Annotated in this window: 11 protein-coding genes and 2 tRNA genes; 6 read left to right on the top strand and 7 right to left on the bottom strand. The window is 64.6% G+C overall.

Going from position 1 to position 13,153, the window contains the following annotated elements; translation table 11 throughout:
* Positions 1-96 precede the first annotated feature (96 nt).
* Both H7J73_RS04890 and H7J73_RS04885 read right to left on the bottom strand, forming a co-directional pair.
* Positions 97-1,971 carry an alpha/beta hydrolase family protein gene (locus H7J73_RS04890; RefSeq protein WP_264066120.1) on the bottom strand — a complete coding sequence of 625 codons (1,875 nt, stop codon included), beginning with the start codon at positions 1,969-1,971 and terminating at the stop codon, positions 97-99.
* Positions 1,972-2,014: 43 nt separating this feature from the next.
* Positions 2,015-2,158: a hypothetical protein gene (locus H7J73_RS04885; protein ID WP_264066119.1), complete on the bottom strand. Its 144-nt coding sequence runs from the start codon at positions 2,156-2,158 to the stop codon at positions 2,015-2,017.
* A 54-nt stretch (positions 2,159-2,212) separates the two neighbouring features.
* Between H7J73_RS04885 and H7J73_RS04880 the strand changes: the two genes are divergently transcribed.
* On the top strand, positions 2,213-2,956 hold the full coding sequence (locus tag H7J73_RS04880) for an MmpS family transport accessory protein (RefSeq protein ID WP_264066118.1): 744 nt from the start codon (positions 2,213-2,215) through the stop codon (positions 2,954-2,956).
* On the opposite strand, the gene H7J73_RS04875 is transcribed toward H7J73_RS04880, so the two are convergent.
* Complete coding sequence (locus tag H7J73_RS04875) at positions 2,945-4,267, bottom strand: MFS transporter (protein ID WP_264066116.1); 1,323 nt, start codon at positions 4,265-4,267, stop codon at positions 2,945-2,947. The genes H7J73_RS04880 and H7J73_RS04875 overlap by 12 nt on opposite strands.
* A 78-nt stretch (positions 4,268-4,345) precedes the next feature.
* On the opposite strand from H7J73_RS04875, the gene cmrA reads away from it, so the two are divergent.
* Entirely contained in the window at positions 4,346-5,152 is an 807-nt protein-coding gene (cmrA, locus tag H7J73_RS04870) for a mycolate reductase (protein ID WP_264066115.1), read from the top strand.
* 9 nt (positions 5,153-5,161) lie between these two features.
* On the opposite strand, the gene H7J73_RS04865 is transcribed toward cmrA, so the two are convergent.
* Positions 5,162-6,763, bottom strand: coding sequence for a helicase HerA-like domain-containing protein (locus H7J73_RS04865; RefSeq protein ID WP_264066114.1), 1,602 nt, complete (start codon positions 6,761-6,763; stop codon positions 5,162-5,164).
* A gap of 132 nt (positions 6,764-6,895) precedes the next feature.
* On the opposite strand from H7J73_RS04865, the gene orn reads away from it, so the two are divergent.
* Both orn and H7J73_RS04855 read left to right on the top strand, forming a co-directional pair.
* Positions 6,896-7,510: an oligoribonuclease gene (gene orn / locus H7J73_RS04860; RefSeq protein ID WP_264066113.1), complete on the top strand. Its 615-nt coding sequence runs from the start codon at positions 6,896-6,898 to the stop codon at positions 7,508-7,510.
* 77 nt (positions 7,511-7,587) lie between these two features.
* Positions 7,588-7,663 (top strand) — tRNA-His (locus tag H7J73_RS04855).
* A gap of 36 nt (positions 7,664-7,699) precedes the next feature.
* Here H7J73_RS04855 and H7J73_RS04850 read toward each other — a convergent pair.
* The gene (locus H7J73_RS04850; protein WP_264066112.1) at positions 7,700-9,373 is read right to left on the bottom strand and encodes a cellulase family glycosylhydrolase; all 1,674 of its coding nucleotides are present in this window, start codon (positions 9,371-9,373) and stop codon (positions 7,700-7,702) included.
* A 105-nt stretch (positions 9,374-9,478) separates the two neighbouring features.
* Positions 9,479-10,699: a L,D-transpeptidase gene (locus tag H7J73_RS04845; protein WP_264066111.1), complete on the bottom strand. Its 1,221-nt coding sequence runs from the start codon at positions 10,697-10,699 to the stop codon at positions 9,479-9,481.
* A 169-nt stretch (positions 10,700-10,868) separates the two neighbouring features.
* On the opposite strand from H7J73_RS04845, the gene H7J73_RS04840 reads away from it, so the two are divergent.
* Positions 10,869-10,944: transfer RNA gene (locus H7J73_RS04840), tRNA-Lys, on the top strand.
* A gap of 274 nt (positions 10,945-11,218) precedes the next feature.
* Here the strand turns inward: H7J73_RS04840 and H7J73_RS04835 are convergent.
* On the bottom strand, positions 11,219-12,514 hold the full coding sequence (locus H7J73_RS04835; protein ID WP_264066110.1) for a hypothetical protein: 1,296 nt from the start codon (positions 12,512-12,514) through the stop codon (positions 11,219-11,221).
* A 308-nt stretch (positions 12,515-12,822) separates the two neighbouring features.
* On the opposite strand from H7J73_RS04835, the gene H7J73_RS04830 reads away from it, so the two are divergent.
* Positions 12,823-13,119, top strand: a complete 297-nt coding sequence (locus tag H7J73_RS04830) for a transposase (protein ID WP_264066109.1) — start codon at positions 12,823-12,825, stop codon at positions 13,117-13,119.
* The last annotated feature ends 34 nt before the right edge of the window (positions 13,120-13,153 follow it).

The following is a 13,153-nucleotide window of genomic DNA, read 5'->3' as shown; positions in this document are numbered from 1 at the left end:
GTGTCCGCGCCAATGCTGCGAGACCATGTTTACCCCTGCGCAAAATCTCCAAACATCACAATTGACGACCCCGCAGGGGATTGTTAGCTGGACGCGCTAGGAAGCGCTGGCGGCAGAGAATGCGGCACTGAGCCATTCTTCGGTGGCCACCGCCAACGCGGCACGGTTCTCGCGCTTGGCGATCTCGTGGCCGTCATCGGGGAACACCAGGTAGCGCACGGTCCGGCCCCGCTCGCGCAGCGCGTCGGCCATCTGAACGGACTCGTTCACGGGCACGTTGGTGTCGTTGCCGCCGTGCACCAGCAGCAGCGGCGCCGTCAGCGCATCCACCCGCAGAAGTGGCGAGAGTTGGTCGAGCAGATCACGATCCCCGATGGGATGGCCGTATTTGGGATACGCCGCTGCTGCGATCCACGGCTCGGTGTTGCGGTAGAACGTGCTCAGATCGCTCATCCCACAGATGCTGATCCCCGCGGCGAAGAGATCAGGATGAAAGGTCAGTGCGGCCAGTGTGAGATAGCCGCCGTAGGACCAGCCCGCGCACCCGATCCGGGCCGGGTCCGCGAACCCGTTGTCGATCAGGTACCGCGCACAGTCGGCGACATCGTCGATGGCGGCGAACCTGCGTTCCCGGTCGTCGGCGTGCATGAACGACTTACCGAACCCCCCGGATCCACGGACGTTCGGTGTGAAGACGGTGATGCCGGCGTCGAGCAGGGGTGGGAACACTTCGCTGTAGCCGGGCCGCGACTGACCTTCCGGGCCACCGTGCAGATAGATCAGCGCACCGCGGTCTGGTACGCCCTCTGGCGGGCTGTAGCGCCAGGCCGTGAAGCTCAGACCGTCGCGCGCGGTGATGGTGTCCAGCGTCGGCGCAGCGGCGACCGGACCCGACGTCGGTACCCGGTCGACCGGTTCCCACTCCTGCGAACGGGTATCGACCAATTCGACCGTAGGCGGCTGCGACGGTCCTTGGACGGTCATCGCGACCATCGATCCACCGGCACTGATCGACAGCTCACCGACCACCGGACCTGGCAACGGGATCGGTTCACTCAACGTGTTGTCGGCATATTGCAGTATTTGTAATTCACTGCAGCCGTGGATGTTCCATAGCAGCGCCACCGTGGAGAGGTCGTCGCTGACCACGAACTCCTCGAGTTCGAATCCCGGTTTCTCGGCCACCACGTGGTAGAACACGCCGTCGGCGGTGGTCGTCACCTCCAGAAGCCGGGCATGGTCGGACCCGTTGTCACTGCGAATCAACGCCCGTACGAATCCTTCGCTGCTGCTGGGACCGAAGGTTTTTGCCGGCTGGTAGAGCTTGGTCTCGCCATCGACACTGGCCCGTAGCCGCCGCGGGCTGTGGTCATCGAGGATCACACCGGCATCGGTCGTCGAACCCGGTTCGTAGGGCAGCAGTGATATTTCGGTCAGGCCGTGCAACATGAGCAGCTCGCGATAACCACGCGGGCCGACCCGGATCAGCGCCGAACCCGCCCACGAGTCCACCAGTCGCCCTGCCGAACGTCGATCCAGAACAAGACGATTGCCCGTCGCGGGCTCGATCAGACAGGACTTACCCACACCGTCCTGACCGGTCAGGATCGCCGCCACTTGGGTGCCGTCCCACCCGATGAGCTCGGCGGTACCGTCGTCCTCCATTTCGCCACCCGCGTCGATCCGGCGCGCATCGCGGTCGTCGGGGTCAGTGGTCACCACCCAGATCTGCGTGCGTGAACCACCGTCGGGCGCGACTTCACACGCCAGCCAGTGTCCGTCAGGTGAATGCATCACCCGGGTGACCGGACCTTCGACCGGCAGTTCGACGTCACGCGACGAGCTGGCCCGCCACCCCCGCAAGAAACGCTGCACAGCTCGGGGATAACCGCCGTCGTCGACGATGTGGGCGAAGGCGGTGGCATCGGGCGAGAGTGATGCGCCGTAGATCGCGCGCACCTGCTCTCCCACCTTCGGCTCCTTCGCTCTGCAGTCGCATCTCCAACACGGCGAGCTACCACAGCGCATTCGAACCCAGCAGGGTGCGGTCGGCCAGCATCGCGTCGACTGTCTTCGAACGGTACAACCCGGGCGCACCCGCCGCCTCATTGCGGATACCGTTGCCGATCCGCAACCGAATTCGAACCGATAATGACACCGGGACTCCGTGCGCGGATTCGAACCGAAGGTAGCCTGCTGACATGAGGTGGGCATGAGCGATCAACGTCGACCCGACGGGCCAGACGAGAACAGGCCCCACTGGTCGCAGCCGACGCAGCAGCTGGGGTATACCGATCCCGCGTATTCGGGGCAGTACACCTACCCGAGCTATGTGCCGCCGTCGGCGCCACACCCGACTGAGGCTCTGCCGCCGTACTGGACCCAGACGACGCAGTACCCGCCCCAGGGGACTCCTCCCGGCGAGCCGCCACCGGGTCCGCCCAAATCGCCGCGCTGGTTGTGGATCGTGGCCGCACTGGCCGTGCTGCTGGTGGTCGGGTTGGTGATTGCGCTGGTGATCGCCAACGGTTCCTCGAAGGACGACACCGTCGTCGCGCCGCTGCCGCCGATGCCCGAGCCCAGCGCCAGCTCTGCGCCTAGCACCACGACCACCCGGGCTCCGACCACCAACCGCCCGAGCACGACTGCGGCGATTCCTCCGACTGCGACGACCACCGCCGAACCGGGCACCACCGAGAACGTCGTCTACTCCGTCACCGGCCAGGGCAGGGCCATCAGCATCACTTACGTCGACGCCGGCGGAGTGCTGCAAATGGAGTTCAACGTGGTATTGCCGTGGACCAGGCAGGTCAGCCTGACGGCGCCGGCGTCCAATGCCGCCAGCGTGACGGTGCTCAATGTGGGCCGCGAGGTCACCTGCTCGGTCACCGTCGACGGCACACAGGTGCGCGAGCGGTCAGGGACGGGCCTGACGATCTGCGCTTCACTCGGGTGACGGGGAGCGGCGCGGGACTTTGACGGCCAGCATCGCCAGCAGGCCCGCGGCCAGCACCACGCACAGCCCACCCATGCCCGCCCGGTCTGCGTGGAAGGCGTCCACGAAGATAAAGAACAACCACGGCGCCAGGAACGACACCGCCCGTCCCGTCATGGTGTACAGCCCGAACGCGATTCCCTCACGGCCGTCTGCGGACATCCGCAGCAGCAGAGTGCGGGCCGACGATTGCGTCGGGCCGAGGAACAGGCACAGCAGCAGCCCACAGACCCAGAACGCCACCGGGCCGGTGAGCGCCAGCAGCGTGAGTCCGGCGGCGATCATGACCGCCAGGGAACCCACGATGACCGGTTTGGAGCCGATCCGGTCATCCAGGAAGCCGCCGATCACCGCACCGACCGCAGCGACGACACTGGCGGCCACCCCGAAGATCAGCACGTCGGCCTCGGAGATCCCGTAGACCGAGACGCCCAGTACTGCGCCGAAGGCGAATACACCGGCAAGCCCGTCCCGGAAGACCGCACTGGCCAACAGGTAGTAGACAAGGTTCCGGTCGCGGTGCCATTCGTGGACGACATCGGCCCATACCTTGCGGTAGGCGCCCAGTATTCCGACGCGCTCGCGCGGTTCCTCCACGGCCGGCGTCGCGTGCTGAGCAGTGAACAACAGCGGTAGCGCGAACAGCGCGAACCAGGCCGCGGCCAACAGCATCGCCGCCCGGACGTTCTCTCCGTCGTGGCTCGGGATGCCGAGTAGTCCACGAGTCGGGCCGTCGCCCATGATGAAGCCGGTGTAGACCAGCAGCAGCAGCGTGACACTACCCAGATAGCCTGACGCCCAACCAAATCCAGATATCCGGCCGGAGTTCTCCGGCGTGGACAGCTGCTTGAGCATCGCGTTGTACGGCACGCTCGCGAGATCACCGAACGCGGCGGTGAACGCCAACAGCGCCAGGCCTGCGAACAGGTACGACGGATCGTCGCGGATCAGGCTCATCGCGCACGTGAGTGCGACGGCCATCCCGGTCAGCACCCCCAGTGCCCGCCGTCGCCGTCGCGGCGCCTGCACCCACACTCCGGTGACCGGCGCCAGTACCGCGACAGTGAGGCCGGCGATGGTCAGTGCGCGCCCCAGCCAGCTCGCCGGTGACGCACCGCCGGGCATGCCCTCCCCGACCGAGCCGGTCAGATAGACCGAGAACACGAACGTCACGACGATCGCGCTCATACCTGTGGAACCGCAGTCCCACAATGCCCAGGCGATGACCCTGGATCGGTCGGAGATGCGCGAACCCGCTGCGGGGTTGCTCATGCCGGGCACTCTAGCGGTCCATGGACTGGCGACTCGTCCCTCGACCGGCCGCCGGAGGGTGTTGTCTACGATTGCGGCATGCCAGTACCCCCACCTCATCCGGACGCGCGCGCCGTCGTCACCGGCGCCTCCCAGGGCATCGGCGAGGCGTTGGCCACCGAACTCGCGGCGCGCGGCTACAGCCTGATCGTGACCGCGCGGCGCGAAGAGGTGCTGACCGAACTGGCGGCACGGCTCGCCGAGCGATACGGCGTGGCCGTCGAGGTCCGTTCCGTGGACCTCACCGATGAAGCGGAACGCGACAAGCTCGCCGACGAGCTGGCCGAGCGCAACATCTCGATCCTGTGTAACAACGCGGGGACGGCCACGTTCGGACCTGTCGCCGCGCTAGACCCGGCCGGGGAGAAATCCCAGGTCCAACTGAATGTCAATGCGGTACATGACCTTACGCTGGCGGTACTGCCGGGCATGATCGCCCGCGGCGCCGGCGGAATCCTGATCTCGGGTTCGGCTGCCGGTAATTCGCCCATCCCGAACAACGCCACCTACGCCGCCAGCAAGGCGTTCGCGAACACGTTCAGCGAGTCGCTGCGCGGTGAGGTGCGCAAGGCCGGAGTGCACGTGACGGTATTGGCGCCGGGACCGGTGCGGACCGAGCTGCCTGACCCGGCGGATCGCTCGCTGGTCGAGAGACTGATTCCCGACTTCCTGTGGATCGACACCGAATACACCGCCAAGGTGTCCTTGGATGGCTTGGAGCACAACAAGATGCGCGTCGTGCCGGGCCTGACGTCCAAGGCCATGTCGGTCGCCAGCGGGTATGCGCCGCGCAGCATCGTCTCGCCGATCGTCGGCGCCGTCTACAAGAAACTCGGCGGCGACTAGCAATCCGGCTCAGCGACGCCGGCGACTGCCGGTGCCGAAGATGCTGCGGGTGATCTCGCGGCCGATGACGGTGCCCGCCGAGCGCATCGCGCTCTTGAACGCCGGACTGTCCATCATCTTGTCGAACATGCTCGGCTCCTCGCGCTGTGCGGGCGCGGGCATCGGCGGCAGGTCGATCTGCTGTGGGACTGGCGGCAGATCGGCGGGCGCGGGAGCAGCGGCAGGTGGGGGCGGCGGCGCGAGTTTTGCCGACAGCCGCTCATAGGCCGAATCGCGGTCGATGGTCTGGCCGTATTCGGCCTGCAACGGGCTGGCTTTGGCGGCCGCCGCGATCGCGTCGGGACCGATGGTGTCCATCAACGACCGGGGGGCGCGCATCCGCGTCCAGGCCACCGGGGTGGGCGCACCCCGCTCGGAGAGCACCGTGACGATCGCCTCCCCGGTCCCCAGTGATGTCAACGCCGACTCCAGGTCGTAGACATCGGTTTTCGGATACGTCCGGACGGTCTTGTTGAGTGCTTTCTGATCGTCGGGAGTGAACGCCCGCAAGGCGTGCTGAACCCGCGCGCCGAGCTGCGAGAGCACGTTGTTCGGGATGTCGGTGGGCAGCTGGGTGCAGAAGAACACACCGACACCTTTGGAACGAATCAGCTTGACGGTTTGCTCGACCTGGTCGAGGAACGCCTTGGACGCGTCGTTGAACAGCAGGTGTGCCTCGTCGAAGAAGAAAACCAGTTTCGGTTTCTCGACGTCGCCCACCTCGGGCAGGAATGTGAACAAATCGGCGAGCACCCACATCAGGAACGTGGAGAACATCACCGGGCGGGCGGCTTGACTGCCGAGCTCCAGGAGCGTGATGACGCCGCGGCCCTGCGCGTCGACCCGCATCAGATCCTCGGGCCGCAGTTCCGGTTCGCCGAAGAAGGTGTCCGCGCCTTCTGCCTCGAGGTTCACCAACGCCCGCAGGATGACCCCCGCAGTCGTCGGCGATACCGCGCCGAGAGCTTTGAGCTGGGGTTTGCCCTCGTCGCTGGTGAGGAACTGGATGACCGAACGCAGGTCCTTCAGGTCGAGCAGTGGCAACCCCTGCTGGTCGGCCCAATGAAAAATCAGGCCCAGCGTCGATTCCTGAGTAGCGTTGAGCCCCAACACTTTCGACAGCAGAATTGGGCCGAAACTGGTGATCGTCGCCCGGACCGGCACCCCAATTCCGGAGGTACCCAGCGACAGGAATTCCACCGGGAACGCCGTCGGGACCCAGTCGTCACCGGTATCGGTGGCGCGCTGCGCCGTCCGGTCACCCGGCGTGCCCGGACGCGACAAACCCGACAGATCACCTTTGACGTCGGCCATCAGCACGGGCACGCCCGCGGCCGACAGTTGCTCGGCAATCACCTGCAATGACTTTGTCTTTCCGGTGCCGGTTGCGCCGGCCACCAGGCCGTGCCGGTTGACAGTGGCCAACGGGATGCGCACCCTGGCCGCGGAATCTGCCACCCCGTCGACCACGACTGTGCCCAATTCCAGGGCCGGGCCGTCGCTGACATAACCAGCGGCGATCTTCTGAGACGGCGTCAGTGCCGGCTGCGCAGCAGCCGCGTCAGTGGTCATTTCTCGGTACTCACAGCCGCGGTCCTCCCGCCGGGGTCCAGGATCCGGCAACCCACGACACTACTTGGCGAAGCCGCGCACGGGGCGGGTGTGCGCGCGTAAGGCAAAGAAGAGCGAATAGTGTGGATCGTTGTGCGCGAAGAATTGGTATGGATCGACTGTGAGATGACCGGACTCGATCTCGGCTCCGATCGCCTGATCGAAATCGCGGCGCTGGTCACCGACGCCGACCTCAACGTTCTCGGTGACGGCATTGACGTGGTCATTCACACCGACGACGCCGCCTTGTCGGGGATGATCGAGGTGGTCACGCGGATGCACACCAAGTCGGGCCTGATCGAAGAGGTCAGGACCTCGACGGTGGATGTGCCGACCGCCGAGACCATGGTGCTCGACTACGTGCGCGAACACGTCAAGGCGGCCAAGACCGCTCCCCTGTGTGGAAACTCGATTGCCACCGACCGCGGTTTCATCGCCCGCGATATGCCCACCCTCGACAACTACCTGCACTACCGGATGATCGACGTGAGTTCGATCAAGGAACTGTGCCGCCGCTGGTATCCGCGCATCTACTTCGGACAGCCCGAGAAGGGGCTGGCGCACCGCGCACTCGCCGATATCCACGAGTCGATTCGCGAATTGAAGTACTACCGCAAGACCGCGTTCGTTGCCCCGCCTGGGCCGTCTACCAGCGAAATTGCCTCGGTGGCCGCTGAGCTCGGGCCGCCTGCGGATACCCCGAGCTGACCAGATTCGGCTACAGGGCCCCAGAGCGGTTAAGATCGACCACGCCGCGGATCGGGCAGGCTCGGTTTGCGGCAATGGTGGCTGTAGTTCAGTTGGTAGAGCACCAGGTTGTGATCCTGGCTGTCGCGGGTTCGAGTCCCGTCAGCCACCCCACCCGGGTCAGGGGGCAATTTCGCCCCCTGACCTTTTTTATTGGCCGGAGTCAGCGCGAGTCCTGGCGCTGGCGCTGCGCGATCCGGATCTCTTCGACTCCCCCGTCGCGGATGAGCGAGGCGCGTGGCTCTGGGCCGCTGCGCTGTGTGCCGCGGTACCGTCGCCTGGCGTGGCGCCGGCCGGCGCGGCCGCACCCTTGCGTGCCACGGCGTCAGTCGCGCCGACGAGGACGGGAGTCTCCGATACAGCTGGCGCCGCACCGGATTCGCCCCTGGCGACACTTTTCTTCGTAGTCACCGTCGGAGCCGGCGTCGTCGCGGTGACCCCCGACCTCCTCGGGGTCGGCACCGCGTCGCTCGTCGCGAGCGCGGCCTTGGCGCCCGACGACGCGACCGACGACGCAGGCGAATTGATGCCCAGCAGATTACCGACGCTCTCTACGACGAAGGTCACCGCCGAGACGGCAAGCTGGAACAGGGCTTTCGGCACGATCAAGGCCAGGTTGATGATCTGGCGTACGACGATCACCGCGGCTCCGAAAAAGTCGATCTTGTTCGCATACGGGGTGACGTCGAACGGTTTCAGCTGACCGGTGCGCAATTCCTGGATCAGCTCTTCGATGGCGCCGACCGCCTCTTTCGGCGTCCAGTCGGTCGTGAAGATGCCGAAATTCTCCTCGTCGTCGAACCCGCCGGTGTTGGAGTCGCGAGTGGTGTAGACGAACATCGGCCCGGCTCCGTCGACGTTCTGCCACGCCACCACGAAATCGTGGATGAACGCCGCCTGCTGGTCCTGGTTGATGGGATAGTTGGTCGGCAGCCCGTACTCGGTGGCCCAGATCTTGAGGTCGCCGTCGCCGTTGGCGATCATCAGCGCCCGGATGGCCTGGACCTGATTCAACGGCGAATTGACTTGGCCGGCGCCCAATGAGAACGGGAGTGTGTAGTTGTAGGGGTGGTACGACAGCGCGTCGAAGTACCCTTTCGCGCCGGCGCCGTACATCTGCGACACGAAAGCCTCGGGCGCCAGCGACAGACCAGGGATCGTCGCCACTGCCCCCAGCACACCGGCAATCACCGTGGCATTCGGGTTGTTCGCCTTGATCGCCGGATAGGCCGCCTGCAGCATGGCCGTGTAGGCCTTGGCATCGATGGGGTTGTAGAACAGCGAGCCGTTCGGTTCGTTCCAGATCTCGTAGTCGTCGATCGGCCCGATCGTGCTGGCGTCGTTATAGCGCTCGGCCACCGCTGAAGCGAACCGCGCATAGTCGGCCGGATCGGAATGCCCGTTGATCGGGAACCCAGCCCAGGTCGGCGTACCGCTCATCACGCCGACGATGTTCATATCGCGCTCGCTGGCCGCGTGCACGATGTAGTCCATCTTGGTCCAGTCGTAGTCCGTATTGTCCTGCGACTGGATATAGATCCACGGCACCGCGACGCGAATATCGTTGACGCCCATGGTCTTCAGATGATCGAGGGTGACGTCGATATCAGCATCGGACAGGTTGTACAGCGTGGAGTCGGCGATCCCGAGTGTTGTCGGCGCCTCGTTGACCGCCGCGGTCAAGACCACGGGAATCGCGTACACATGCCCCTCGGCAACCGGTCGTGGTGCGGGATGGTTACCCGTGGTCGCGGCGCACCCCACGACTGTGCTGAGCCCGATGGCGGCTGCGCGAAGCGCTGCCCGACGAACAACGTGTGACATCGATCGAGACATCGGCGAACCCCCCGGTCAGCGTGGCACCCATGTGTTGGGAGAACCGTATCGCGCGCAGGGTTAGCTGAGGTGCCGATTATCCCAGCGCGGGGATCAGATGTTCGCGTTACCCGCGCGCCACTGCTCCCACGGAACATTCCAGTCCCCCAGGCCATCGGTGCCGGGCAGGGTGGAGCCGACGGTGTTGACCACCTCGACGATATCGCCGCGTTTGGTGTTGATGTAGAACCACTGCGCGTTGCTGGTGCTCACGTTCAAACAGCCGTGGCTGACGTTCGAGTAGCCCTGACTGCCCACCGACCAGGGCGCGGCATGCACATAGATCCCGCTGTAGGACATCTGCGTGGCGTAGTCGACCTCGGTCCGATATCCGTTGGGCGAGTTGGACGGAACGCCGTAGGTCGACGAATCCATCACCATGTGCGAAAGCCGGTCGCCGATGATGTAGGTGCCGTTATTGGTCGGTGTGCTGTTCTTACCCATCGAGATGGGCATCGTCTTGACCACTTCGCCGTTGACGCGGACGGTCAAGATCTTGGTGTTGTCGTCCGCGGTGGCGATCACCTCGTCACCGATGGTGAAGTGCGTGGTGACGTTGTCCTGGCCGAAAAGCCCGTCGCCCATCTGCACGCCGTACGCGTTGACCGCCACGTCGACGGTAGTGCCGGGCTTCCAGTAGTGCTCTGGGCGCCAACGGACTTCGCGGTTGCTCAACCAGTAGAACGCCCCCTCCACGGGAGGGTTGGTGGTGACTTTGATCGACCGCTCGGCCGCCAGCCGGTCGGGGATGTTCTCGTCGAACCGCACCGCGATCGGCTGCCCGATGCCGACTGTTTCGCCGTCGTTGGGCAAGACGTAGGGCATCGTCAGGTTTTCCGGCGAATGCGTCTCGAATGTCATCTGCCGGCTGGTGGCGCCGCCAAGACCCAGCGACTGGGCGTTGAGCGTGTATCGCTTGTTGTAGCCGAGCGGTTCGGACGTCGACCAGGTCAGACCGTCCGGGCTCAACGTACCCGGCACCAGGATGCCGTCCTGGTTGGTCATCGTCACGGCGCCGAGGACACCGTCTTCGGCGCTGACGGTGACCGGTTGGTCGACCGCGACGCCGACCGCGCCGTTGGTGACCGACGCGGTGAGCTTGGGCACCAGCAGATCGCCGTACGGAGTGCCCTTGTCGGCGATCGTCTGCGCCGGCGCCGGGGCGGAAACGGTCGAGCAGCCACTCATCGCCAGAATCGCCGCGGGCAGCAGTACGACCGCCATCAACCAGGGTCGATAGCCTCGCGGACGGGCCACGGAACTGGCGTGCCACATAACGTGTTCCACCTCGTCAACAGGGCTGAGAAATCAGCAATCTTGGCAAGAGTCTAAGGGCTGATGGAAGCCGACAGCGACTCCGACGTCCCGGGCTCCCAGCTGTTGTTCAGCATACGGATTTCGCCCTGACCGGTCAGGCCTGTTATCGTCTCACACGCAGTTTGACGCGCCGTTAGCTCAGTTGGTAGAGCAGCTGACTCTTAATCAGCGGGTCCGGGGTTCGAAACCCTGACGGCGCACCACACAAAACCCTGCTCAGGCAGGGTTTTGTCGTTTCGAAATCGGGTCGCAAACGGCCCGATTTCGTCGTTTTCGGGCCGAAAATCCTCCACAGGTCCTGATCGATTAGGGACGGGTGTGCTGAGCGTTCTTCATGCGGTGGGAGTCGCCGTCAATCCGATCATGACGGGCCGTTCAATCCTCAGACGCTCACCGATCATCTGGCGACAACAAGCAAGTGCCCCTCCTTTCGTGGAAAGGAGGGGCACCCGTCAGTGCTGGTTTACTCCGCGGGAGTTAGTGGGCCGAGGACTTCGCGGCCGTCCTCTTGGAACTGTCGACACTGTGCGCAGCCGTGGACTTGGCCGAGCTCTTCGTGGAGTGGCTGGTGGCGGATTTCTCGTTGGTGGACGAGGCGGTACCGGCACCGGAACTTCCGCTATTGGCACTCGGACCGCTCTCAACAGCGGCTGCCGACTTCTGCTTCTGAGAAGCCGCGGCGCTTAGCGCCGACACTGACGAGGACGAGGCGGTACCGGCACCGGAACTTCCGCTGTTGACACTCGGACCGCTCTCGACAGCGGCTGCCGGCTTCTGAGAAGCCGCGGCGCTTAGCGCCGACACTGATGAGGACGAGGCCTGAGCCGCCGCCGGCGGCGGAACCGGCGGAGTCGAACCCGTCTGCGACAGCGCGGTGGCAATACCGTGAACCACGGCCTGGATCTCTCCGCGGACGCTCGGAATGATCCCTGTGGACGTCGCCTGCACGCCGGCCCCGACGGTCAGGTTGAGGAACGTGCCTGGGATGCCTTTCGGTCCGAGGAATCCGTCCACAACGGCGTTCCAGACCTGCTCTGCACTTCCCGCGGAGATGCCGGCCACGACGTTCTGCGCGACGGTGATGAAGGCGCCGACCATGGTCGAAGCCTGTCCGACAGTGCCCTTGGCCACGAGATCAACGAGGGCGGGAATCGTCTGGTTCAACGCATTGCTACGAGCGACCACGTTGCTCAGGAGGTAGTTGACGTTGTCCATCGCGACCTGACCGGCCTCAACGAGCGGAGTCACGATTGCATTCTGCAACGTGGCGAGAGCGCCTGAGATATCGCCGGAGGCTGCCTGCTGCGCAGCTGTGACGAATGCCCCCGGCAGGTTCCACACGGCCTCGCTCGCGATCAACCCCGTGGTTGTCACGGCGTTCATCGTGCTTTCCAGAGTCTGCGCACCGTTAAGGGCGAGCATGGTGAGGAACGGCGCGTGGTCGTTGACCACCTGGGGAATCAGACCGATCGAGTTGAAGTTCAAGACCGTTTGTGCGAGGCCGACACCGGTGGTGTCAGTGAGGCCACCGAGGGCAATGTAGCCAGCGGCCGTGTTGTCCGCGCTGAGCATCCACTGGTTGAAGGAGCTGAAGGTGCCGATGAGTTCCGACAGCGGGCTGTCGAAACCGGCCAACCCGACCTGAGCGGCCGAAGGCAGCTGCACGGCGGGCAGGGCCTGGTTGGCCGGCGCTATCGGCGTCATCGCGATGGCACCGGCGCCGATGACGGCAGCGGTCCCTGCAATGAGGTGTGAACGTACAGAAATCTGCATTTTGATCTCCCCGAGGAGTGGGCTTAACACTGACAACGCAGGAAGATACCTGAGGCGAACCTGAGCGGGGAGCCTGATTGTTGACAGATTTGCCCGAAATCCATTCTTTCTTCACCACAAAACGCTCGACGTAAACGTTCAGTAAATAGCACAACTAGTTCTGAACTGCGATAACTACAACCAACAGGCCGTATCAGCTAATTACCACGCGCTAATTAGCGGCGCTAAATAGATGATGATGGGCCCTGGGTTGCATGAGTCGGCTTACTTGACTTCTGGTCACGACGTCCCTTGAAAGAGCCGTGTCCATGCCCATTCGTTATCCCGAAGAGTGTCGACGCAAAGTGCTCGCTCTGGTGGCCGCCGGCCGCCCTATTGCCCAGATCGCTGCCGATCTGGATATCAGCGACCAGACCATCTACAGCTGGCGCCGCCAGGAGCTCATCGACACCGGGCAGCTGCCCGGACTCAACCGCGCCGAACTGACCGAACTCAGTGCGGCCAATAGACGCATCCGCGAACTGCAAACCGAAGTCGCCTTCGAGAAAAGGGCTCGTGAGCTACTGCGGGAACGGTGCGACCCGAAAGGTGATACGCGGCCATAGCGACTATGGCCGCAGAAGGACTGCCCGTGCATGT

It is taken from the genome of Mycolicibacterium komossense, assembly GCF_025822605.1.
GTDB classification, from domain to species: domain Bacteria; phylum Actinomycetota; class Actinomycetes; order Mycobacteriales; family Mycobacteriaceae; genus Mycobacterium; species Mycobacterium komossense.
Note: the sequence above shows the minus strand (reverse complement) of the source record. Positions and strands in the feature narration are given on the sequence as shown.